This is a genomic window from Leptolyngbya sp. KIOST-1 (genome assembly GCF_000763385.1).
GTDB lineage: Bacteria > Cyanobacteriota > Cyanobacteriia > Phormidesmidales > Phormidesmidaceae > Nodosilinea.
This window is the reverse complement of sequence record NZ_JQFA01000002.1, coordinates 3,583,957-3,606,981: the sequence shown is the minus strand read 5'-3', so window position 1 is coordinate 3,606,981 and position 23,025 is coordinate 3,583,957. Positions and strand designations below refer to the sequence as shown.

Below are 23,025 nucleotides of genomic sequence, written 5' to 3'. Positions count from 1 at the left end.
GCCCAGAGCGAGGTTACCAGTGCAGCGCCAACGCTAAAAATTAGGGTTCCCGTAGGTCGGGTGAAGCGCAGCGTAACCCAACGGCAGTCAGCCCTCTTGGGTTCTGCTAGCGCGCCAGCCAACCTTGCATATAGGCTTGACAGAGCACTAGAAAAAAAGCCGCTCCCAGTCGGAAGCGGCTTGGCATAGGAGCCTACAGGAAAACCTCGGGTTGCCTGCTCCAGGGAGCGCTATCGGCACCGGCCACAGACCTGATACAACTAGCGTCTCCAGATCCAGCCATTAGAAGGCTAGAAGCTCTAACCGTTGACTTTTGAGCCAAAGCGGCCATCAAGTGCATTTCATAAACCTCTGAAGAACCACGGCCCTAGAGGGAGTTGCTGGTAAAAGCATCGCCGCTGTAGGCAGGTACGCGATCTTCAGCGTCAGTAGACCGCCCTGTAATGGATTGGGCTAGTCGGTCAAAGGAGGTGGAGCGCCAGTTGCGCTCGTGGATGGGCTTGGTTTGTTCGCCTCGAAAATAGGCCTGAGAACCAATCAGCGCTACGGCAACCCAACCGACAACAAACAGCGAAATGAGTAGAGCAAACATTGAAGAACCTCCAGTTCAAGATGTTGACAGTCGCAGAGCGCGTTGCTAATCCAAGCCTTGTCCGCACAACCTGTGTCAACGCTTTTCTGCTCCAATGTTAACTAAGGTAAATCAAATGTAACAGAATATCAACATAGGTTGCAATAATTGGGATCTCGTGCTTGATTGCCCCGCAGCTGCCCGATCTCAAATCGCAGGGTCCTTTGAGATGCAGAGAATAGGGGGAGGGGTTGTTAAGTCTTTTGTTTCAAACGATACAAAGATTAAGCGTCTGCCGCCTCCAAAACCCGGCAAATCGCCTAGGATGAGATTAGCCAACTTGCGCCGAACTCTTTGTCGTTTGGGGATTTCAGCGCCTCGGCGGGTGCCCTTCATCTACCACCAACACAACCACAACCCAGTCGCAAGCGGATTGTGAGCAACGGCGATCGCAGCTCTGCGATCGCAGCTTTTACCTACGCTACATCAGACACCTATGCCGTCTCAGCGCCACCATACCTTAGAGATCTTGAATCAGAGTTACTGCCGAGGGCAGCTTCAGTTTGAGCACCTAGACCTGCGGAACCTCTCTCTCCAGGGCATCAAGATGCCCTTTGTGGAGTTCATCGGCTGCAACCTCCTGGGGGTGAATATGTCTGGAGTATTTATGCCTGGGGCCGTATTTTCCTATAGCTGCCTGCGAAGAACCAAGCTGAACTGGGCTAACCTGATTGGCACCGACTTTTTCTTAGCCGATCTGTCCGGGGCGCAGCTCAATCGGGCCTTGCTGTCTGGGGCAAAACTGATTGGGGTCAATTTCCACGGTGCCAGCCTCAAGGAAGCGGTGCTCGCTGGCAGCGATTTGCGTGGGGCCAACCTCAAGGGAGCTAATCTCAGCGGGGCTAACCTCAGCAACGCCAACCTCCAGGGGGCCGACCTGCGCGGCGCTGACTTAACCAGGGTTGACATCCAGGAGGCTCAGCTATTGGGTACGCTGATGCCCGACTCTACCTATGTGGACTTCAGCCTTGAGTTGCTGCCCGCCGGTGCAGAATGACAATGACGACCAGCCGATCTGGCTACGGGTAAGCTCAAGTCCTTCACCCAGACCGTTGAAGGGGATTTAATTAATGCACAGACACCCCTGCTCCGCCAAATAGCACCAGCGACAGAAAAAAATCGACCACAAATAGCCCCACCCAGGTAGACACCACCGCAGAGGTAGCTGCTCGTCCGACGGAGCGGCTACAGGTAGTGGTCAGCCCCCAGGTGCAGCCGGCCAGGGCCACAATAGCTCCAAATAAAACCGATTTGATCACCACGGCAATCAGGTCGTTGAGCACCATTAGGGATCGCACCGAGTCTAAGAATTGAGCGGTCGGCATTTCGTAGAACAGGAAAGCCACCCCAGCCCCGCCGACAATGCCCAGCACCAGCCCCAGCACCGTGAGCACCGGAAGCATGACGCAGCAGGCGACCACCCTTGGAACCACCAGATAGTCGACCGGGTCAGTGCGCAACACCTTGAGAGCGTCAATTTGGTCGGTCACCTTCATGCAACCGATTTCGGCGGCGTAAGCCGTACCGACTTGCCCAGCCATAATCGCCGCCGTGAGGATGGGAGCCAATTCTCGACAGAAGGCCATGGCAAAGGCCCCACCGAGGGCATGTATGGCCCCAAACCGCTCCAGTTCTCGGGCAGTTTGAATCGTGAAGATCATGCCCGCAAAGACATTGGTGAGGAGCACAGGGGTTAGCGTCATTGGCCCTGCGGTCACCATTTGTTCAACGGTTCGCGGGCGGTTGATACCAGACCGCAAAATCCGCATAATTACCTGCCCGCCCAGAAAACAGGCCATCACAATGTGGTAGGGGCAGGATTTTGGCCGAACGGCCTGTATCGCTTGGGGGTCGCGCTGAGCACGGCAATCGGAACGGGGCGAATCTGAAAACGGAAGCGAAAGCCGCAGGGCTTTGTGGGAGGCCTTAACCATAGCTATCCATTGTTAAATGAGGCAGGCAGACGCCGATACACATGTTTAGCTTGCCCTTCTCTAATCCTTGGGTCGAAACCGAGGCAGAAAAACTACATCAAGCTAACCCGCAAGCCGCAACGTCATCCGTACAGTCACCAATAAACCATGCCTACCTGAAGAACTCAAATAGCTTTATTAAGGTACAGAAAGTTTCCTCGACGTTTGGGCAGCGCCAGCGGCAGGTAGCCCAAAAATTATAGATTTTGTACAGAATTCCCGCCTCAATTACTCGCTTTTAGAGGTTTCACTCCCTTCGCTGAGCAGATCAGGCGGCCAATTCAGTCCAGCCGTTAATGCAAAGGGGCAAAGCAGGTTCCATTCCCCCCAAAGCCTCTCCGATTGAGCATGGCTGGAAACTAGAACAGCTTCCCTAAAGATCTGGCGAGAAATTAGTACACTTTTGGTACATATCTGCCCCTAGCATGATACACTTGTACCAGTTCATCGATAATTTCCCTCCTCCTGTCGGGGAATTGTCTCCAGGCCTTGGTTCTTCCGGGCCATTGACTTCGACAGACGTTGAGGTTTGCTCTCCTTTTGGGGTACAGCACAATGGATTTACAGAGCATTCAAACCAAACTAATTCATCGGGTCAATGCCCTGGACCCGAGCGACACTGATGTTCGCGTGGACTGGGCTGGAGAACCTGCTCCAATTGGGGTCTCCCAACCGTCAAAGGCGGGCAGACGACCCAGAACCGATTTTTCTACTGCGGTAGAGACTCTGCAACGGCGGGCCACCACCGACCCAGACCGGGCTGGCAGTGGTTCTCCTCAGTCAGCGGAAGGCTATATTCAGCAGCTAGCCGCGATCGCCAACCAGATCAATCAGCGCTCAGCTGAGCAGGAACAGGCGATCGCCACCATGCAGACCCTCTATGCTCACTTGGCCCAGGTCTACCCTGCGGTGAATCCCCACGGCCAGGCCATAGCGCCGCCATTCCTGGATGTGCACCAGGCAGCGATCGCCTCAGCAGAAGTAGATAGCTGGGGAAATGTCGTGCTGGCCAGTCGCCCAATTCCCCCAGCCTCACCCTACCGAGGCGCACCTACCCACCCTATTGCCGGTGGCAGACCCCGGACTCGTCGCTCCAACCGCTCAATTCTGCGGGGCCAGAGCCTGTGGAATTCCCTAGCTAGCGATATAGAGGCTCTAAGCCACGAACCGGTTCAGCTGGTCGCTCAGCTTTTCCAAACTCTGGGTGGACTGGCCCGCGATATGGTCCAGAGAGGGATACCTCACCCTGCCACCTCCCACCCCACCGAGTCTCCCTTCCACCCGGCACCCCCTGCCTCTGGCCCCAGTCAACGAGGGGCATCCCTATCCCTTGTGGACAGCATGCTGTGGTTTGGGGGCGGCGTGATTGGTCGGCTGGCTCTAAATTTGCTGTTGGGAGCATTTCCCTCCCTCTGGTCCCTGGCCGTTGCAGCGATTACTGCAATGACTGCCTACGCTCTTTACCGCGCCACTCTAGCTCCGAAGCTTGCCTTTGGACCGGCCCTGCGGGTGGCGTTGCTCATTGTGGGGCTGGCGATCGGCGGCCAACTCTAGGCCCACCCCGCCGAAGCGATAACGTTTGAGGTTTTCAGGAGACAGGTTATGGTTTCGATGAATCAGTCTGGGGGTGGCCTAAGCTTGGCTACCGCAAAGCCCTTAATTGCCGGTGGGCTCATGCTGGCCATTGGCCTACTGGCCATTGATGGACAGAATATGGGGCGCTGGCTATCCACCACTCGCCCCCAAACCGCGCCGGGGTGCGAAAAGATTGTGCAGAGCAACGCCCAGCTGAGTCGCGAGCAGTTAGCAAAGCTTTTAGTCGTTCCAGAGCGTGACCCCAAGGAAAATGTGCGCAAAATCGTGGCCGAGCCCTACTGCACACTTCCTCAACTCCAGGTTCGCTCTGGCGTTGTCTCCGAACGAGAGGCCTACCCGATGGCCTGGGATCCCTCGGTCCAGCTCGTAATTCTTTACGAAAATGACGAATATGCTGGCTACCGCTTTCGGTTTCAGTAGTGGGCTGGGGTGGGTTACGGGCTTAGATGGGTGGCGATCGCCGCCTATCCCACAATTCTCCACAACCACGGTACCGTCCTGGAGTTTATCTGACATGCTGGGCCAACTGATGCGCGGCCTGAGTCTCATCCTTTTGCTGATCGGTTTGGGCAGCTGCCGAAATCTTTCAAGCGTAACCCCACGCCAGATCGTACTGAAGCAGGCTTGGGAAATCGAGTCAGGCGATCGCGTGGCGGGTCAGCTAGTCACCGGCAGTCTGGGCGATATCTCCGTGCGGCTCCAGGGCACTCGCATTCGAGCCCCCTTTGCGGGGCAGGTGGAATTGGCCGCCAGAGGGTTTCACTGCATCTATTTCTCTACTCCAGAGGTGCCTGCCTACCTGTTCCGGTACTGCGGGGTCAAGCGGCCCCGCCTTGGCCCTGTCCAGGCCGGTGAGGTGTTGGGCAGGGGTCAGCAAATTCACTTTGCCACTCTGCGTCGGCAGCCCGACGGAGCCTGGGCCATCGTCGAACCCTCCGATCGCGTCCTTGAAAAATCCCTTAACCACCCGACCCCCAGCCTGCGGTTTTAATCTCCCCTGAGCCTGCGGAACCTCCCCGCTGGAGCCTTTTCTAACCCTGTGTCTACCGCCAACTGCACTCAGTCTTTGCCCCATGAAGCTTCACCCCCACCTGTTAGCGGCTAGCTCCCTGCTGGCACTCCTCAGCCCTTCGGCCGTGCGGGCCGACGACGGTGTCCTCAGCTTTGAGCTTTCTCCCCCTCAGTGGGCTGAACCCGCTCCTGCCCCTGCAGCTATGGCTCCAGTCCCCGTGTTTGATCCAGCCAACCAGCCCCTGCCAATCCCTGCCAACGCAGGCAGCCCACCGATGCGGTATCACTCGCCCCAGCAGCTACCCGCTGGGGTATACCGGCGCGGCGTAGCGGTGGCCCTCAACAGCGAGACCTCTGCGACCGCCTTGCTGCCCCCGGCCCCGCCAGTGGTGACTGAAGCTGTCGCCGTGGCGACAGCCCCGCCCGAACCTGAGCCCGAGCCCGTCACCGTCGCCAAGGTCGAGCCCCAACCCCTGGCCCTCGACTTTGAAATGGAGCCATCCCCAGCCATGGTGGCCCTGGCCGAGGCCAAATTGGCGGCGGCCAAGGTTCCTGCCGATCCGCTGCCCACCCTGTTTGAGGGCAACTCCAACTCCCTGGTGGCCTGGGCGGTGGGCAGTGCAGAGGGCACCCGTACCCCCAATGGTGCAATCAACCCCGCCTACTTTGGCCACACCGACCCCGGCAATCGGGTCTGGAACATGGGCACCTTTTCCTACCAGCACGGCGCCAAAACCCCCGAAGAAGCCGATCAAAAACAGCTGGCCCGACTGCAAAACCAGGGGGACGTGCTGCGCCAGCGGGCCCTCAAACACGGCCTCAACTTGACCCTTGAGGAAACGCTGAATGGGCTGGATCTCGCGAATCAGTCTCCCCTGGCCGCCATTGGCCGAGTCGGCTATATCGAGCGCCTGGTCGAGGCCAAGACCAATGGCTACGAAGGGGCAGAGGCGATCCTGATTGCCCGCACCCGCTCCTACATCAACCCCAACACCGGTCGCTGGAATGCCCCTGGGCTTGGCAATACCGAGGCCAGCATTCGCCGCGATCAGCAACGGCGAGCCAACGCTGTCGCCCAGGCGATCGCGGCCTACGAAAGCCAAAATCCCGAACTTCAGGCCCAGTTCTGGACCCTCAGCCCCAGTGCTCAACCCCCCGAAGAACCAGTCCTGGCGCTCGCGGACAGCAGGGGAGAACCTGTGGATGACTTTCTCCGCATGTGGACTTCCCCCAGCGATCCTGTTGCCCAAGTTGAGGAAGGGGTAGACGAAACCTTGGTGAGCGAAGTCAGTTCGGAAGTAGCTCCAGGAGAGGGGCGGCAACCCTTACTGGTAGCCAGTGGAATGCTGAGCGACAGCGCCCTTGCCCATCTCTGGCGCTCTACGGTGGGTAGGGTAAATCCCTCTGGCATCGAGGGCTCCGTTCAGCCCGAAAGTGAGCCCATTGTGCCTGCGGCACCCAGCCAACACCTGCCCAAGGATTCTGCATCGCAGCAGGCTCAGCTAGACCATCCCGCCCCCGAGGAAAATCCCTCCGCTGCCGAGCCAGCCGAAGTCGCAGCAACTGCAGAACCAGAGGTTCCTCTCGAGGAGTCAAACGCGGCTGCACCGCCGACATGGGCTGATGCCCGCGAAGGCGGCCAGAACATGCCCGCCACCGAGGAAAATTCCCCTGGTGAAAGGTCCGTCGCCACCCTGGCCGGTGCAGTACCCGACAGTACCGTATACCTCCCCGAAACAGCGACACCTGAACCCAAGGCCAGCGCCCTCCCCTCCGCCGAGCACGTAGAACTGCCCCTAGCAGGTGATGATTCAACCCTGACCGCGATCGCTGATACGGCTTCCCTCCCCGCCACCCCTGCCGCACCCACTACGAACTCGGATGCCCCCTCCATTCCCCCAGCATCCCCAGAGGCTGTTGACCAAGCGCTGCAGGTAGAACCAGCCCCTGCCGAAGAACAGATGTTATCTTCCCAAGGGCGTGACGGGGTGCTGGGCTTTGCCAAAGTTTCCCTAACCGAGTCAATCCTTGAGCCCGAGGCGGACTCGACCAGCCAGTTCAGCCCCATTCCCTCCACCGGTAACAACTCAAACGCCTCTATCGAACCGCCCCCAGCCTCCAACCCTGGAACCTCTAACTCTCAACCGGAACCTTTGTAGCGCTACGTTATGTTCAAAATAAGAAGTTGCAAATTTAATTCTTTTGAACGTCAACGTTTTAAGGACCCACAACGACAGTTTTTCTTCGCCAGGAGAATTTTTCAAACTAATTGCGAGACTACTCATCAATGCAGGCCTAGTCGGGTCAATATCTGCGATAGACATTATCTTTTTTGACGCCGCCCCTGATTATGGTTGGAAACCGTAGTTTCCCTACGGCGGATGGCCAACGTTGCCACCACATCGGTCATGTCCCGACAGTCTCGGCGATGGTTACAGACTGCGTGGGCAAATTTCTTTCGGGCTTGACCTAGAGCCATCCACTATAAAGATTAGGGAGTATGAGCTTAAGAATTGGCGGCTTGGCGTCTACGGCGGCATAGCATAGAGAGGATCCTGATCGTTAAATTGCTAGGCCTATGCCGAAGCCCGAAATTCCTGGGCTGTCTAACGACCTTGCTGCCCTGGACTTGAACAGCGGCAACGAATCCGTTGATAGCCGCCTCAATACAGCTCAAATGTTGTCGCTGATCGACAGCATTTTTCCCTTCGAGGCCTGTCTCTACCACGAAATCATTCCGCTGTCTGTGGAGTCTAGCTGTCTCCACCTGGGTATGGTCGACCCGAGCGACTCCTCTGCCGCTGACTATGCCCGCAAACAGGCATCCTTCATCCACTGCTCGATGGTGTCCTGGCCCATCCCCTCTGACTGGCAGCGAAAAATGCTCTCTAAGTATTTGAGCCATGCTGCCCGTACCAAACCCCATTCCCCTATTGCCGAAGACGCCTCTGCAACCCAGGATGCTGTGATTTCTAGCAATGAGTTGCTGACTTTTGTCGTCGACAGTCCTGAGGATTTGTATAGCGATCGCCCCGAGCCCAGCCCTCCTGTTCCTCAGCCCGCCGCTATCCCCCCTGTAGCGCCACCAGAGGCCCAGCCTCTGAGCCTGGATCTAGACCCAGCCCTAAGCGAAATTTCCCTCGACCAGCTTCCCGGACTGCCCCCACCTCAGCTGACCCAGGCGCTGCTGAACCAGGTGCTGACCGAAGGCATTGGCCGGCTTTACCTGGAGCAGCGCCCCAACCACGGGCGAGTGCTCTGGAGCAAAGACGGCGTCGTGCAGGCAGCGCTGACTGACCTGAGTTGCGATCAGGTGCAAAGCATTATCAATGAACTCAAGCGGTTGACCCACCTGCCGCTGCTGCCCATCAGCCAGCCCAAGCAGGCCGACATCGAGCGCCTTCACCACGGCGATCGCGTCCTTTTGCGCCTACGGCTGATGGCAGGCAAGCATGGCGAAGAAGCCACCGTACAGGTGCTGCGGGGAGCGGCGCTAAAATTTTATGAGCAACAGCAGATTCGCCAGCTGGGAGAAGAGGCCCTGGGTGTCGCCAACAATCTGCAAAAAAGGATTAGCGCCATCCGCCATCGAGCCCAGCAGACCCTCACCATTGAGGCTCCCTCAGCCCGCACCCTCGATGACCTGATGCAGATGCTGAAGACGATGGAAGCCCAGATCGAGCAAATTATTGAATCCTCTGCCCAACAGGACAGAGATTAAGGCGCTATCGCAAACCCTTTGTAGGCTGGAAAAGGTCTAAAGCCCATGCCTTTCCCTGGAATAATGAACACCTTCGGCTTTGCCCATCCTGCATTCAGCAAAGGCTACGGCGACGCTTCACTAGGACTCAGATTTTTTTTCCCAGGCACTGGTCACCCGGCCAAAGTTTACCTTAAACTCTTCAAGCCCCAGCCAGTCTCCCGCGCGGCCCTCGTCCCAGGAAGCTGATAGGACACCATAGGTGAGGCCCACTACCCCAAGCCCAAAACAGCCGAGGGTGACCAGCAACACAAAGTAGGAGGGCAGCTCTACTACCCGATTGACCACCAGATAATAGCTGACAAAAAACGTCAGAATACCCGAAAGCGTTGGAATACCCGAAAACGCCAGCATCCGTCGCAACATTCGACTGCTGACCTCTTCAGGAATAGCAGTGGCAGAACTGGCGGATTTGCCCTTTGAGGGTTTTGCAGCTTTAGAAGAGGCTGCTTTGGCCGGGCTTTTAGGCTTGGCAGGGGCTGACTTGGCCGACGGTTTGGAGTCTTTTTTCGGCTCTTTTGAGGTTTTGTCAGCCCCCTTGCCACCGGGTTCAAAGGGCAAACGTTTGCGGGAAGACTCTGGGGCCATAGGTCGAGATGATCACAACAGGCAATGACAGGAACCCGACTCGGTGGATCAGACTCGGTGGTGAACCTAGCCGCGAATACCGAGCTTTTGAATCAGAGCCCGGTAGCGCTCGGAGTCTTGCTTTTGCAGGTAGGCCATCAGGCGCTTGCGGTGGCCAATCATTTTCAGCAGACCACGGCGGGACGAGTAGTCTTTTTTGTTCTTTTGCAGGTGAGCACTGAGCTGATTGATGCGATCGGTGAGCATAGCGATCTGCACATCGGCAGAGCCAGTGTCGGTGTCGTGCACCTGATAGTCGGAGATTAGTTCCTGCTTGCGCGCTTGCAACAGAGTCATGGGACAGACGGCTTCTCTAGATGGATATTTTGACCAGGATTTTTCACTATAGCACAAGCGCGGCGGCGCTCACCCCTCAAGCTTACTGGCTCAACCAGGCGATCGCCTCCCGCACCCAGTTTTCTGGATCCGCCGTCTTTTGCAGGGTAGAGTTTTTGCCCACCGCCTGAAGGGCCTTGAGAATTTCGCTCTGGCTGTAGCCCAGGGCCGTGAGGGTCACCTCGACCTCTTCGTAGAGGGTGGGCACTGGCCCCGCCGCAGGCACCAGCCCAACCCCCGACTGGGTTTGCCAGTCCTGGAGCTTAGTTTTTAGCTCCAGCACCAGGCGCTCGGCGGTTTTACCCCCCACCCCTGGAGTGCGCGACAGCAGCCGCGTGTTGCCACTGACCACCGCCTGGGTCAGTTCGGCCTCGCCCAGGGTGTCGATCAGGGCCAGGGCCATCTGAGGACCAATGCCGCTGACGCCAATCAGCAGCCGGAACAAGTCGCGCTCCTGACGCTGGCCAAAGCCAAACAACACCGCCTGATCGTCGCGGAAATAGAGATGGCTAAACAGCTGCACCGCCTCCCCCATGGGCGGCAGCAGGGCCAGCTGACGAGCTGGCACCTGGAGGTCATAGCCCACCTGATTCACATCGAGGGTAACAATGATTTTGTGGCTACCGGGTTTTTGAATGTCGGCCAGCAACCCCTTCAGGTAGCTGATCATGGCTCAACGGCAGGCTTTTTGGGGGGGCGGGGGCGATTGGGGCTGCGATCGGGGGCTGCATCGGGGCGGGGGTCTGGGGCTGCCCCGCTAGCAGGGGCGCTCTGGGGCGCTCTGGGCCGCTGGGAGGGGGAAGGGGAAGGGGAAGGGGCGGGTTGAGCGGGCTGAAGGTGGCTGCGGCCATTTTGAATGATCCGCAGCATCTGGGCAAGCTGCTGTTCAACATTGGAAAGCACCTGGTCAGCGTAGACATCGGCCTCCTGCTGAATCAGGTCCTGCTCAGCCAGAGCCTTTTGCCGCATGGATTCCCATTCTCGCTGGGCCTGGATCTGCATTTGCTCAATGTCGCCCATCACCTGGGTACGCAGGCCGTCGCAGTCCTGCTGCACTTGAGCTTTAATCTGCTGGGCCATTTGCTCCGCCTGACGCACAATCCCCAGCTCGTCCAAAATTTGGGCGGCCTGCTGCTCTGCCGCTGAAATCAGCTCCTGGGCATATTGTTCGGCCTCAGAAATTAAGGCGCTGCGCTGCTGCAAAATTTGTACGGCCTGACGAAAGGCCGGCGGCAGGTTGAGCCGAATCGCATCGAGCTGATCGAGCAGCTGGTCTTCGTCGATCAGGGTGCGGCCGCTAAAGGGCACCCGCGGGCTGGCCAGAATGATCTCCTCCAGCTTGTTGAGATCCTGCTGTATGTCGATGTCGCCTGGGCTGGGTAGGGCCGACCCAGGCTCGGTCGCCTCTACAGACAATCCATTGGTTTGGCCACCGACTGGCTGGGCACCTCGGGGTTGACCATTGCGGGGTTGGGCATTGAGGCGGGCGGGATCTGGGCGTAGCATTGGTAAACGTCTCGCGCTACATGGTGAGGAACAAGGTGATCGATGGGGCCGCCAAAGCGTGCGATTTCTTTGACCAGGCTGCTGCTGAGAAAGCCGTACTCCGTCGAGGTTGAGAGAAAAAGGGTTTCGATATCATCGGCCAGGGTTTTATTAGTATGCGCCATCTGCAGCTCTTTTTCGAAATCGGAGAGCACTCGCAGCCCCCGCAGCAGCACCTGAGCCTGGCGCTGACGGACGTAGGTAATGGTAAGCCCGTCGTAGTGATCTATTTCAACGTTGTTGAGATGCCCCACCGATCGCTCAATTTGCTGCATCCGCTCAGCAGTGGAAAACATCGGCACTTTGTTGGGATTGCTAGACACCAGGACGATCACCCGGTCAAACAATCGACTGCCACGGGTGATGATGTCGATATGGCCCAAGGTGATGGGGTCAAAACTGCCGGGGTAGATGGCAATCAAAACGGCCTTGCCCAGTGTGAATATGGCCAGGATGAATGTGGCGATTATAGCTAAATTCTGGCGGTAGAGAACCAATTTAAGCGGTTGACGCCGGGGATGCAGGGGGCAACGGTTTGCGGTAGACCCGATCGCAGCGGGCAGTCTCTACCCCACTGGCGGGCTCGTAGCCGCTGGCTTCGTAGAGTCCCACCGCTGCTTTCAGCACAGAGGCGGTCTCCAGCCAAATTTCATTGAAGCCCCGCTGCTGAATGGCGGCCTCCAGGGTGCTCAACAGGTGGCGGCCCAGCCCCTGCCCCCGAGCCTGGGGCAGCAAGTACATTTTGCGCAACTCCACCGCGCGATCGCCCCGCTCAGTCGGCCGATAGCCCGCTGTGCCCACCAGGGCACCATCCGCTTCCACCACCCAAAATTCTCCACCGATTTGCCAGTAGCAGGCCTCCACCTCACGGGCATCGCGATCGCTGTCGGAGGGTTCGCAGGTCAGGCCGTATTCTTGCAGCACCTGGGCGATCAGGGCGACGGCGGCGGCGCGATCGCCGGGCTGCCAGCTGCGAATTAGATAGGGGCCAAAGGTGCTGTGGTGGGCGATGGGCATGGGAGAGCGCGAGTTGGGAGGCCGAGAGCTTGGCAGGTTGTGGGCCGAGCAGCCCTAGCTGTGGATGCGGGGCAAAGGGTGCAGGGTGGCTAAAATGCTGCTTTCGGCGGTGGCCAGGGCGATCAACCGGTCTTCAACCTCAGGGCGAGGAAATCGCTCAGTAGCGAGCACCCAGTAGGCGCCGTAGTGGCGAGCCTCCGAAGCCATCAGGCTGCAGTAGAAGTGAGCCAGCTCTGGATCGGAGATGTGCTGGCCCAGCAGCCCCAGCCGCTCGTGGCTGCGGGCTTCGATCAGAGCCGAGACCAGCAGCAGGTCGAGTTGGCGGTAGGGCTCGACCGACCGCACCTGCTGGCGCAGGGCCGCTCCGTAGGGCGGCGGGGGCAGGGGGCCGAGGGGAACCCCGCGCCGCTCCAGCCACTGGTTGACCTGGGCAAAGTGGGCCAGCTCCTCCTGGGCGATCGCGGTCAGCGCCTTTACCAGGTCACCATCGGAGGGGTAGCGGTTGATGAAGCTCATCGCCACTCCGGCCGCTTTGCGCTCGCACTGGGCGTGGTCGAGCAGAATCACATCCAGGTGGGCCAGAGCCTGCTCCACCCAGGCCGGTGAGGTCGGGGTTTGCAAAAACTTGATGGTGGCGGTAGCGACAGCCATAGGGACGGGGTGGCCAACGTAGTTGGAGTAGGGTGATTTGCGCAGAGTACCAGTTTAAATCACCCGCCGCTAAAGGGTCTTGAGATGCTGCGCCAGGGCCTGCAATCCCAGCCGGTAGCTGTCGGCTCCAAAGCCACAGATCTGCCCCACGGCTACCGCCGCAATGTAGGAGTGGTGGCGGAAGGGCTCACGCCTGTGGATGTTGCTGAGGTGCACCTCGACTGTGGGCAGGCCGACCGCTGCGATCGCATCTCGAATTGCCACGCTGGTGTGGGTATAGGCCCCAGGATTGATCAAAATACCATCCTGCTGCCCAAAACAAGCTTGGATGCAGTCAACCAGAGCCCCTTCACTATTCGATTGAAAAAACCCTAGCGCCAGATTGAGCTGACTGGCTTCCTGCCCCAGCATGGCCTCTAGGGTAGCCAGGGTCTGAGGGCCGTAAATTGCTGGCTCTCGTAGGCCCAGCATATTTAAATTTGGGCCGTGTATAACCTGAACTCGAAACGAAGGCTTAACGTCCAAGACCAGCTCCTAACCGCACCGCCATTTCAGATTATTGCACCTGACTTCGCTGGAGCTTAGCTCCATTTAGCCACTTGCCAAGCACGCACTCGGCTTTTTGTCACTCAGCCGTTTCAGCTTAGCCCAACAACATTAGCGACGAGGCTCGTCTATAGGAATGGGGATTAGCTCAGGCTCAACCTGGGTTTCGGGACCAAACAGAGCCTCAATGACTCGGTCGACCCACTCACGCAGTTTTTCGAGAGCCTCTTCGATGTAATCCATTAGGACAAAACTCCTTACTGGCACACGTTACCCCGCCTGCTCATGCTTGAAGCTGACCCTGCGTCAACTTAGTGAACTGGGGCTGCACTTTTCCATAATTACATAATAGCCATTTGAAGCAAATGATCAACCTGACCATTACAGGAGGTTGCGGCGTAGGGCATCCAGGGCCGAAAGGGCACTGAGCTGCCGCACCCAGTCGCGCCCCCGGTAGCCAGAAAACTCATGCCTGTAGCTCACCACGTCGCCCGTAGGTGAAGCTAAACCAATGTAAACCAGGCCTACAGGTTTGTCGGGACTGCCGCCCCCCGGTCCAGCAATGCCGGTGATACTCAGGGCCCAGTCGGTGTGCAGCAGCGCCTTAGCACCCAGGGCCATCTGCTCTGCCACGATCGCGCTGACCGCCCCCTGCTCCTCTAGCGCCACCCCATCGACCTTGAGCAGGTTGAGCTTAACTCGATTGTCGTAGGCAATAATGCCGCCGTAGAAATAGGCCGAGCTGCCGGCAATCTCAGTCAGCAGCTGGCCCAGGCCACCGCCCGTGCAGGACTCGGCAACCGCCACGCTCTGCTGGCGCTGCACCAGCAGCTGCCCCACCACCGAGGCCAGGGAGTCGTCATCGGCCCCGTAGCAGTCGTCTTTGACCAGAGCCCGAATACCCGCTTCCACCGGCTCAATTTGGGCCAGGGCCGCCGCTCTGGAATCGGCCCTGGCGGTAATGCGCAGCTTGGCCTCCCCCTTGCTGGCGTAGGGCGCCACGGTGGGATTACCCTGGCTCAGGTAAGCCGCCACCCGCTCCGACAGAGCCGACTCGCTGATGCCCCAGAACCGCAGCATGCGGCTGACAATCGTGGTCGTGCCCCAGCCCTGGGCGCGCAGGTAGGGCACGGCGGTTTCGCGCCACATGGCCTGCATTTCGCGCGGTACGCCGGGAAAGGTGATCAGGGTCAGGCCGGGGCGAGGGGACCAGATGATGCCCGGAGCAGTGCCCTGGGGATTGGGCAAGACCGTGGCCCCCTCTGGCAGCAGCGCCTGCTTGCGGTTGCTGGGCGGCATGGTACGCCCCCGGGCCGTAAATTTCGCTTCAATGTCAGCCACCAGGTCGGCATGCTCCACCAGGGGAACACCAAACAGATGGGCCAGCGTCTCCAGGGTAAGGTCGTCGGGGGTAGGGCCCAGGCCGCCGGTAAACAGCAACAGCTTCGAGTCGGCGTCGGCGCGATCGGCAGCCAGGGTCACCGTCTGCTGAATCCGGGCCGGGTTGTCTCCTACCACGGTCTGATAGTAGTGGGCAATGCCCAGGTCAGCCAGCTCTTTCGCCAAAAACTGAGCGTTGCTGTTGAGAATATCCCCCAGCAGGAGCTCTGTACCGACGCAGATGATCTCTGCACTTTTGGTGGTCGCATTTGGATCGTTGGGGGGTGAAATCTGCACGGCTGGGCTTGGGCGCATGGGTGGTGCTGAGGAGGAAGGAAGGGTAGCTGAAGCGCAATAGTGTCATTATGACCATGGCAGGGGAGCCAGGAAAAGCCCAATCGGCCGCTTAAAGCGGTTTCCCCGGCCGCTTGCATCGGTCATTGTGCAGTGGATGTAGCCAGGGAGGCCCAATGTCAGGTTGGAGCAATGGACACAGTCCCGCCCGCTGGGGCGGTGGCAAGCCGGGTGCAGCTACCGGGCTGCTGGGGCTGGTGTTGGGAGGCTTAGTCTACCGCACGGTTGTCGCAGTTTGGATGCTGCCCGGCTTTGATGAAGCCTACTACTATCTCTACGGCCGCTACCTGAACTGGAGCTATTTTGACCATCCCCCCATTGTGGCCTGGACCACCGGGGTAGGCTGGTGGCTCACCGGGGTGATTTCTCCTTTTACCCTGCGCCTGGGGGCGCTGGGGCTGTACTGCCTCAGCCTGGTTTTTCTCTACCTGGCGGCGGCGCGTCTGTTTTCGGCCGCAGTCGGACAAATGACGGTGGCCATTGTCACCCTGATACCGCTGTTTGCCATTGGCTTTGGCATTCTGACCTCCCCCGACAACGGGCTGATCCTGTTTTGGAGCGCCACGCTGCTGGTGGCGGCCTGGGAATTTTTCCCCCACAGCCGTCGCCTGGGCCACTACGGCCTGATCAAAGCCACCTACGTACCTACCTGGCGGATTGCGCTGCTGGGCTTCACGGTGGCCCTGGCCTGCCTGAGCAAGTACCACGGCTTTGTGCTGGGTCTTAGTCTGGTGGGGTTTTGTGTGGCCTACCGGCCCTACCGCGCGGCGCTGCGATCGCCCTGGGTGCTGCTGGCCGTCGCTGTCTTTGGCCTCACCCTGTTTCCCCTCTGGTACTGGAACAGCCAGCACGACTGGATCTCCTTTCGCTTCCAGCTGGGCATGCGCTTTGACGGCAGCCCCGACGACAGCAGCTTTAGCCTGGGGCAGATGGTGGGTTACTGGCTGCTGTCCAACGTCTACCTGTTTCCCCTGTTTGGGTTTCCGCTGTGGTGGGTAGCGGCCAAGCAGAGCGGTAAACAGGCGCTATTCTTGGTTTCTCCCAGCCTCAGCGGCGAGGAGGCCCAGGATCACTACAAACGGGCCCTGATTCTCTGGCTGTCGCTGCCGATCATGCTGCTGTTCACCCTGCTGGGTGGGAAACAACAGATCTTGCCCGCCTGGCCCGCCCCCGGCTACTGGGGGATGGCGATTTTGCTGGCGGCCCAGGTGCTGGTCTGGCAGCGCCAGCGGCCCCGGCTGGTGCGCCGCTGGCTGTGGGGGTCGGGGTTGTTTTTGGCGTCGCTGTCGGTGGTGGCGCTGCTGCACCTGCGGCTGGGGATTTTGCAGCAGCCCAGCACCTACGCACTGTTTGGCGGCCTGGTGCCGGTCGAGCAGGATGGCTCGACCGAACTGCTCGACACCACCCAGATGCAGCGCCTGCTGGCCACCACGCCAGAACTGCGGGAAGCGCTCAATCAGGTGGGCTTTGTCTTCACCAACGAATACTATCTGGGGGGCTACTTTGCCATGGCGATTCACCCCCTGGTCGATCGCCCCGTGACCGCCTTCAGCCAGGACCCGCGCGGCTTTGCCTTCTGGTTTAATCCCCAGGCCTGGGTGGGACAGGATGCCCTGTATATGACCCTCGATCGCTTCACCGAAACCGACGATATTCTCGACGGCTACCGCCCGCTGTTCGACAGCATTGAACCGCTGGGCACTCTACCGCTGCGGCGGGGTGGAGCCATCACCGAAATTATCCACATCTATCGGGCCAACAATCTGCTGCAGGCCTACCCCTATCCCTATGGCCCCTATAGCCCCTCAGCGGGTGCGCTGCCGCAGCCGCCAGCCGGTGTAGCTGAGTAGGGCCGTAGCGCCCAGGGCGTAGACCAGGCCGCTAGGAATACCGGCGAAGGCCAGGGCCAGGCTGCCCGCCCACAGGGTCAGCACGTAGATAAACAGCACCGTCACCCGGTGGGAGAGCCCCGCCTGGAGCAGACGGTGGTGCAGGTGGCGCTTGTCGGCCACAAACGGCGACTTACCCTCCCGCAGGCGGTCCAAAATTACCGCTGACATGTCCAGGATGGGTACCGCCAAAATCAGGTAGGGCAGCAGCACCGCCGCGGTAGTCACCGTCTTGACCAGGCCAATCACGCCTACCCCGGCCAGGGTGAAGCCCATAAAGTAGGCACCGCCATCGCCCATGAAGATCTTGGCCGGGTTGAAGTTGTAGCGCAAAAACCCCAGCGCCCCACCGGCCAGGGCCGCAGCGATCAGGGCGGCAGCGGGCTGGTTCATAAACAGGCTGACCACCAGCATCACCAGGGCGGCGATGCCAGAGACCCCCGCCGCCAGGCCGTCGAGGCCATCGATCCAGTTGATGGCGTTGGCCATCCCCACCAGCCACAGAATGGTGACCGGCAGGCTGATAAAGACCGGCAGCTGAATCAGGCCGTAGAAGGGAATGGTGAGAAAGTCAATGCTGACGCCGACGTACCAGGCCATAGTGGCCACAACCGCCTGCATAAATAGCCGACTGATCGGAGAGAGGCCAAACAGATCGTCGGTCAGGCCGATCAAAAAGAACGCCAGCCCTCCCAGGGTGACGCCCCAAATTTGAAATTCCTGGGGAGGAGCGAGGTGGGCACCGGTGACATCGATAAATCCGCCCAACGACCACACGGCCAACAGCGCCAGCAGCGTGCCCAAAAAGATGGACACCCCGCCCAGGCGCACCATCGGCTTATCGTGCACCTTGCGCCCGCCGGGCTGGTCTACGCGGCCACTTTTGAGGCCGATGCGGCGCACGATGGGCGTCGTACCCAGCACCACCGCGGCGGAGATCCCAAAGGCCAGCACGTGATAGAAAACAAACGGCATCCTCACCCCTCCTAGTTTGAGAACCCTTTACTCCGTCAGCCGGGTTCTTCCTCAGCAGCCTACTATGCTTTGACGGCACTCTTGTCCCAGGTTTGCCTTAAGCGCTGGGTGAGCGTGCGCCAGATCGAAGCCAGGGAGTATTCTGGCTCGAAACAGTCCATAGGATAGGTCGAGTCCGCTAAATAAGCAAAAACTCCATGCAATTATGACAGATCGTTAAGGTGCCCCCCAACTTTCTGCTGAATTACACAGAGTTTGTGCCTCTTTAAGGCGCTAAATCTTGACGTTTTGCAGTGGGGTTTCAGGTTAAGCCCACCCTGACCACCGCAATGCCCGCTGCGGTGGCGCTAGACCAGGGCAGGGACCAGCCCCCCCAGGTGTGCATAGAGGGGGAAGCGATCGCACAGGACCGCCACCCGGCGCTGGCAGTGTTCAACCATGGTGGCATCCTCGGGGTTGAGCAGGCGATCGGCAATGATATCGGCAATTTCGGTAAACTCGGCTTCACCCATGCCACGGGTGGTCATAGCCGGGGACCCCAGGCGCAGCCCACTGGTAACAAAGGGCGATTCGGGATCGTAGGGCACCGTATTTTTGTTGGCGGTGATGTTGACCTCGCTGACCAGCTGATCGGCCCGCTTGCCGGTCATGCCAATGGAGCGCAGGTCGCACAGCACCAGATGGTTATCGGTGCCATCGGAGACCACCTTGATGCCCCGCTGCTGGAGCTGGGCCGCCAGCCGCTTGGCGTTGGCGATCACCTGAATGGCGTAGGTGCGAAACTCGGGTTTGAGGGCTTCGCCAAAGGCCACCGCCTTGGCGGCTATCACGTGCTCCAGGGGACCGCCCTGGCTGCCGGGAAACACCGCTTTGTCAAACTTTTTGCCCAGTTCGAGGTCGCGGGTGAGGATGAGGCCGCCCCGAGGACCCCGCAGGGTTTTGTGGGTGGTGGTGGTGACCACGTCGCAGTGGGGCAGGGGATTGGGGTGCTGACCCGCGGCCACCAACCCGGCAATGTGGGCGATATCGGCCATCAGGTAGGCCCCGACTTCGTCTGCGATCGCCCGAAACTTTTCAAAGTCAATGGTGCGGGGGTAGGCCGAGTAGCCGCAGATGATCAGCTTGGGCCGGTGCTCCACCGCCAGGGCGCGAATTTGATCGAAGTCAAGCTGCTCAGTGTCACGGCTGACGCCGTACTGCACCACCTTGAACCACTTGCCCGACACATTGACCGGTGAGCCGTGGGTGAGGTGACCACCGTGGGAGAGATCCATACCCAAGATGGTGTCGCCGGGCTCGAGCAGGGCCAGAAAAACGGCAAAGTTGGCCTGGGCACCCGAGTGGGGCTGCACGTTGGCGTGGGCCGCGCCGAAGAGTTCCTTGGCGCGATCGATCGCCAGCTGCTCAGCCTCGTCCACAAAGGCGCAGCCGCCGTAGTAGCGCTTGCCAGGCAAACCCTCAGCGTATTTGTTGGTCAGCACCGACCCCTGGGCGGCCAGCACCGCCGCCGAGGTGAAGTTTTCGCTGGCAATCAGCTCCAGGTGGTCGCGCTGGCGCTGGAGCTCGCGCTGCACAATGCTGGCCAGCAGCGGATCGGACTCTTGCAGAAAATCAAAATTAGTTTGAGGCACGGGCAAGGCTCCCAACAATCGACAGAGGTATACGGACTAACGTAAAGGGGGCCGGTTAACGGGTAGTTGATAGCAGAGCTGCCTTCCCCCGAAGCATGTGCGGCTGCTTAAAGCCAGACTGCCTGCCCTCTCCGTGGCGCGCCGCAGCATGATCGCGCTACGGCTTTGCGTTAGGGTGACAGGGCAGCCATTGAGCAGTTTGCGCGCAGTCTATTATCTTATCTGGATGGCTTTGATTTTGGTAGCTCACTCCCCAATTCGGCTGGAGCAGACCGCATGAATTCAGAATTTGCAGGCAAATGTTACGGATTGCAACATATAATCTTTAACAACGGCGGGGGCAGGGTTGCTTCTGAGAATGGGCCGATTTCAACTGTTTTGCCAAAGTTGGGTGCAGTTGTGAGAGGCTAGGTTAAGCAGAATTGCCTGTAGTCGGTTTGAGATTTATATTCTCCAGGTTTGGGTCATTAATGCTGCAACTGACGGATTCCCCCCCCATCCAATCCCTATCCTCCGTTGAGGATGCCTACGAGGTATGTCGGCGCGTCACGGCCAAATATTCCAAGACGTTCTACACGGGCACCATGCTAATGGCCCCCGCCAAGCGGCGCGCCATTTGGGCCATCTACGTCTGGTGTCGCCGTACTGACGAGCTGGTGGATGGGCCGCAGGCGCAGTTTACCAGCGAGAAAACCCTCGATCGCTGGGAAGCGCAGCTAGAGTCAATTTTCGCCGGCTGTCCTGTGGACGATGAGGATGTGGCCCTCGTCGATACCCTGGAGCAGTTTCCCCTCGATATTCAGCCCTTTCGCGACATGATTGCAGGCCAGCGGATGGATCTGCACCGCAATCGCTACGAGACGTTTGAGGATCTAGAGCTCTATTGCTACCGGGTCGCCGGTACCGTGGGGCTGATGTCAACGACGGTGATGGGCGTCGATACCCAGCTCCAGACTGCCCCCTGGAGCCAGCATCAAACCCTTGATCCCACGCCCCAGGCGATCGCGCTAGGCATTGCCAACCAGCTCACCAACATTCTGCGCGATGTGGGCGAGGATGCCCGCCGAGGGCGCATTTATCTGCCTCTGGCCGACCTCGCCGCCTTCGACTACACCGAAGCCGACCTGATGGCGGGGGTGGTAGACGATCGCTGGCGTGCCCTGATGGCCTTTCAGATCGATCGCGCCCGGCAGTTCTATGCTGAAGCAGAGAGCGGCATTGGGCTGCTGAGCGAAGATGCCCGCTGGCCCGTATGGTCGGCCCTGGCCCTCTACCGCCAAATTTTGGACGTAATTGAGGAAAACGACTACGACGTCTTTAGCCAGCGGGCCTTTGTGCCCTCCTTGCGCAAGCTGCTCACGCTGCCCGGCACCCTGCTCAAGGCCCGGGTGCTCTAAGCGGTAAGCCTGGGAGAACGACTCAAACATCCCTGCGGCACTTCACAGGCCAATTCATTAAGATATATGTAGAGATACCCCTAGGAGCTGTCACCAATCAGCCTCTGACGACTCCAGCATCAGCGGTTGTAGCCCCTGCTAGGTTTAGGGCGGACGTAGCAACGCTGATTTCGGATTCTGGCCGGAAATGATGACCCGCCCTGGGTGCTCTGCTGTCTTGATCTTGGGGTTCCAATGACGACTACCGCTGCCGCTGCTGCTGAAGTGCCAAACGCCACCTGGAAAATAAAGCTGCTCTACGACGGCGACTGCCCCCTGTGCCTGCGGGAAGTGAACTTTTTGCGAAAAAGAGACGGCGGACGCGGCCTGGTGGCCTTTACCGACATTGCCGCCGCCGATTACAGTCCTGACGACAACGGTGGCGTTGACTTTGCCACCGCCATGGGGCGCATTCATGCGGTGCTGCCCGACGGCACCGTGATCAAAAATGTGGAAGTCTTTCGCCAGATCTACTCAGTCCTGGGCCTGGGCTGGATTTACGCCCCCACGGGATGGCCGCTGATTGGCCCGCTGGTGGACTGGGTCTATGGGGTTTGGGCTAACTGGCGGCTGGCGGTCACAGGCCGTCCCAGTCTCAAGACTATCCTGGCTGAGCGGGAGGCACGCCTGGGGTCAGGATGCAGCGATCGCTGCCAGGTTTGAGCGAGGCTAACCGTGAGTCAGTGCCCGGTGGGCTTTGGCGGGGGAAAACGTCCCAGGCACAATGGCCATCGTTGAATACGAAGTTCTGCCTGGCTATACCAGGTGGATTGAACAAACACTGTAAAGCCTCTGGCCTAGATTCGCCTATGCCCCTACGCAAGCCGTCGGTTGAAATCGAGGGGATGGAATTTGGACGAGAATCCTGACGTTTGGCTTTGACGCTGCGCTGGTATAGAAAGGAAGGGACAGGTATGACCCTCGGGAAGCCTGAAATACCGACACGCTAAGGACTTTGCTTCCCTACAACTCCGCCTCAGAGCCGTTGTCTTCGGCGTCATCGAGGGGAGGGTTGGTGCCGTTGTAGAGGGCGTCCAGCTGTTCGCGGGCGTCTTTGACCGAAATCGACTTCATCACCAGCAGCGGTTCGCGGATGACCTGGCCGTCCTGGTCGAGCAGTTCGGGGTGGGGCACGGAGCGATCGCCCTGACCGGTCTGCTGCCCACCCCCGTAGGTTCTAGGCGCCTGAGGATTGCGGGCGTTGCCGCCGAGCAAAATCAGGTTTCTAACCAGATTCGCGATCGCCATCATGGCCAGAACCGCAAATGCAATGATATAAATGACGTGCCACATAGCTACTGTCCTCTGGCCACCTTTGCCTGTATTGACTTTAGCGCGTTTCCAGCCTTCGTGCTGAACCAGCCCCAAAACCTGGGGGATCACCCGCCTATCCCCACTAGTTTAACCAGGAATCCTGCTCCCCATCCTCCGCCCCAAGGCGGCTGAGCGGCTGCCACCCAGGCTGCCAAAGGGCGCGATTTTTTAGCTGCTTGGCGTTGACCCACAGGCGTACCGTCGGATCGCAGGACGCCACCAGCTCAGCAAAAACCCATGCCCCCTCCTGCTTGCGGTTAGCCACCTGAAAGTGCCGCCAGCCTTCGGTCTTTTGGCGTGCCGTCCACTTGGAGCCCAGCAGATGGGGGTATTTTTGTTTACGGACCATTCCC

Annotated in this window: 25 protein-coding genes; 9 read left to right on the top strand and 16 right to left on the bottom strand. The window is 59.3% G+C overall.

Going from position 1 to position 23,025, the window contains the following annotated elements; all coding sequences use genetic code 11:
* Nucleotides 1-367 precede the first annotated feature (367 nt).
* Nucleotides 368-592, bottom strand: coding sequence for a photosystem II protein, Psb35-related (locus tag NF78_RS15970; RefSeq protein ID WP_035987853.1), 225 nt, complete (start codon nt 590-592; stop codon nt 368-370).
* 475 nt (nt 593-1,067) lie between these two features.
* Between NF78_RS15970 and NF78_RS15965 the strand changes: the two genes are divergently transcribed.
* Nucleotides 1,068-1,628 carry a pentapeptide repeat-containing protein gene (locus NF78_RS15965; protein ID WP_052050547.1) on the top strand — a complete coding sequence of 187 codons (561 nt, stop codon included), beginning with the start codon at nt 1,068-1,070 and terminating at the stop codon, nt 1,626-1,628.
* Between the two features lie 70 nt (nt 1,629-1,698).
* Here NF78_RS15965 and NF78_RS15960 read toward each other — a convergent pair whose 3' ends face one another.
* Nucleotides 1,699-2,430: an MlaE family lipid ABC transporter permease subunit gene (locus tag NF78_RS15960; protein WP_035987850.1), complete on the bottom strand. Its 732-nt coding sequence runs from the start codon at nt 2,428-2,430 to the stop codon at nt 1,699-1,701.
* 729 nt (nt 2,431-3,159) lie between these two features.
* Here NF78_RS15960 and NF78_RS15955 point away from each other — a divergent pair.
* The 5 genes from NF78_RS15955 (at nt 3,160) to NF78_RS15935 (ending at nt 8,932) form a co-directional block, all read left to right on the top strand.
* A complete protein-coding gene (locus NF78_RS15955) occupies nt 3,160-4,158 on the top strand; it encodes a hypothetical protein (RefSeq protein ID WP_035987847.1) in 999 nt (332 codons plus the stop codon).
* 84 nt (nt 4,159-4,242) lie between these two features.
* On the top strand, nt 4,243-4,620 hold the full coding sequence (locus NF78_RS15950) for a hypothetical protein (protein ID WP_225885312.1): 378 nt from the start codon (nt 4,243-4,245) through the stop codon (nt 4,618-4,620).
* A 94-nt stretch (nt 4,621-4,714) separates the two neighbouring features.
* Nucleotides 4,715-5,191, top strand: a complete 477-nt coding sequence (locus tag NF78_RS15945; protein WP_225885311.1) for a hypothetical protein — start codon at nt 4,715-4,717, stop codon at nt 5,189-5,191.
* A gap of 82 nt (nt 5,192-5,273) precedes the next feature.
* The gene (locus NF78_RS28360) at nt 5,274-7,370 is read left to right on the top strand and encodes a hypothetical protein (RefSeq protein WP_052050546.1); all 2,097 of its coding nucleotides are present in this window, start codon (nt 5,274-5,276) and stop codon (nt 7,368-7,370) included.
* 419 nt (nt 7,371-7,789) lie between these two features.
* On the top strand, nt 7,790-8,932 hold the full coding sequence (locus tag NF78_RS15935; protein WP_052050545.1) for a hypothetical protein: 1,143 nt from the start codon (nt 7,790-7,792) through the stop codon (nt 8,930-8,932).
* Nucleotides 8,933-9,052: 120 nt separating this feature from the next.
* On the opposite strand, the gene NF78_RS15930 is transcribed toward NF78_RS15935, so the two are convergent.
* From NF78_RS15930 to NF78_RS15890, 10 genes are all read right to left on the bottom strand, one after another.
* On the bottom strand, nt 9,053-9,559 hold the full coding sequence (locus tag NF78_RS15930; RefSeq protein WP_035987841.1) for a PAM68 family protein: 507 nt from the start codon (nt 9,557-9,559) through the stop codon (nt 9,053-9,055).
* A gap of 66 nt (nt 9,560-9,625) precedes the next feature.
* Nucleotides 9,626-9,895, bottom strand: coding sequence for a 30S ribosomal protein S15 (gene rpsO / locus NF78_RS15925; protein ID WP_035987838.1), 270 nt, complete (start codon nt 9,893-9,895; stop codon nt 9,626-9,628).
* Between the two features lie 82 nt (nt 9,896-9,977).
* Nucleotides 9,978-10,604 carry a Holliday junction branch migration protein RuvA gene (gene ruvA, locus NF78_RS15920; protein WP_035987837.1) on the bottom strand — a complete coding sequence of 209 codons (627 nt, stop codon included), beginning with the start codon at nt 10,602-10,604 and terminating at the stop codon, nt 9,978-9,980.
* Nucleotides 10,601-11,440: a hypothetical protein gene (locus NF78_RS15915; RefSeq protein ID WP_225885310.1), complete on the bottom strand. Its 840-nt coding sequence runs from the start codon at nt 11,438-11,440 to the stop codon at nt 10,601-10,603. Before NF78_RS15915 ends, ruvA begins: the two co-directional genes overlap by 4 nt.
* On the bottom strand, nt 11,341-11,901 hold the full coding sequence (gene coaD, locus NF78_RS15910; RefSeq protein ID WP_035987833.1) for a pantetheine-phosphate adenylyltransferase: 561 nt from the start codon (nt 11,899-11,901) through the stop codon (nt 11,341-11,343). Before coaD ends, NF78_RS15915 begins: the two co-directional genes overlap by 100 nt.
* A gap of 76 nt (nt 11,902-11,977) precedes the next feature.
* Nucleotides 11,978-12,496 (bottom strand): GNAT family N-acetyltransferase, encoded by a 519-nt coding sequence (locus NF78_RS15905; RefSeq protein WP_035987831.1) that lies wholly within the window; start codon nt 12,494-12,496, stop codon nt 11,978-11,980.
* Between the two features lie 54 nt (nt 12,497-12,550).
* Nucleotides 12,551-13,147, bottom strand: a complete 597-nt coding sequence (locus tag NF78_RS15900; RefSeq protein ID WP_035987829.1) for a tRNA-(ms[2]io[6]A)-hydroxylase — start codon at nt 13,145-13,147, stop codon at nt 12,551-12,553.
* A gap of 69 nt (nt 13,148-13,216) precedes the next feature.
* The gene (gene aroQ / locus NF78_RS15895) at nt 13,217-13,672 is read right to left on the bottom strand and encodes a type II 3-dehydroquinate dehydratase (protein WP_035987827.1); all 456 of its coding nucleotides are present in this window, start codon (nt 13,670-13,672) and stop codon (nt 13,217-13,219) included.
* Nucleotides 13,673-13,804: 132 nt separating this feature from the next.
* The gene (locus NF78_RS33010; RefSeq protein ID WP_263970617.1) at nt 13,805-13,936 is read right to left on the bottom strand and encodes a hypothetical protein; all 132 of its coding nucleotides are present in this window, start codon (nt 13,934-13,936) and stop codon (nt 13,805-13,807) included.
* 138 nt (nt 13,937-14,074) lie between these two features.
* A complete protein-coding gene (locus NF78_RS15890; RefSeq protein ID WP_052050543.1) occupies nt 14,075-15,388 on the bottom strand; it encodes a competence/damage-inducible protein A in 1,314 nt (437 codons plus the stop codon).
* A gap of 155 nt (nt 15,389-15,543) precedes the next feature.
* Between NF78_RS15890 and NF78_RS15885 the strand changes: the two genes are divergently transcribed.
* Nucleotides 15,544-17,277: an ArnT family glycosyltransferase gene (locus NF78_RS15885; RefSeq protein WP_081972655.1), complete on the top strand. Its 1,734-nt coding sequence runs from the start codon at nt 15,544-15,546 to the stop codon at nt 17,275-17,277.
* Here the strand turns inward: NF78_RS15885 and NF78_RS15880 are convergent.
* Both NF78_RS15880 and glyA read right to left on the bottom strand, forming a co-directional pair.
* A complete protein-coding gene (locus NF78_RS15880) occupies nt 17,233-18,291 on the bottom strand; it encodes a glycosyltransferase family 4 protein (protein ID WP_035987825.1) in 1,059 nt (352 codons plus the stop codon). The two genes, NF78_RS15885 and NF78_RS15880, sit on opposite strands and share 45 nt — an antisense overlap.
* Before the next feature lie 347 nt (nt 18,292-18,638).
* Nucleotides 18,639-19,922, bottom strand: a complete 1,284-nt coding sequence (gene glyA, locus NF78_RS15875; RefSeq protein ID WP_035987823.1) for a serine hydroxymethyltransferase — start codon at nt 19,920-19,922, stop codon at nt 18,639-18,641.
* 470 nt (nt 19,923-20,392) lie between these two features.
* Here glyA and crtB point away from each other — a divergent pair, with 470 nt between their 5' ends.
* Together crtB and NF78_RS15865 are read left to right on the top strand one after the other, a co-directional pair.
* Nucleotides 20,393-21,319 (top strand): 15-cis-phytoene synthase CrtB, encoded by a 927-nt coding sequence (gene crtB, locus NF78_RS15870; protein ID WP_035987820.1) that lies wholly within the window; start codon nt 20,393-20,395, stop codon nt 21,317-21,319.
* 234 nt (nt 21,320-21,553) lie between these two features.
* Entirely contained in the window at nt 21,554-22,021 is a 468-nt protein-coding gene (locus NF78_RS15865; RefSeq protein WP_035987818.1) for a thiol-disulfide oxidoreductase DCC family protein, read from the top strand.
* A 300-nt stretch (nt 22,022-22,321) separates the two neighbouring features.
* Here the strand turns inward: NF78_RS15865 and NF78_RS15860 are convergent, their stop codons facing one another.
* On the bottom strand, nt 22,322-22,651 hold the full coding sequence (locus tag NF78_RS15860) for a DUF2973 domain-containing protein (protein ID WP_035987817.1): 330 nt from the start codon (nt 22,649-22,651) through the stop codon (nt 22,322-22,324).
* Between the two features lie 103 nt (nt 22,652-22,754).
* Nucleotides 22,755-23,021, bottom strand: a complete 267-nt coding sequence (locus tag NF78_RS15855; protein WP_035987816.1) for a TIGR02450 family Trp-rich protein — start codon at nt 23,019-23,021, stop codon at nt 22,755-22,757.
* Between the last annotated feature and the right edge of the window lie 4 nt (nt 23,022-23,025).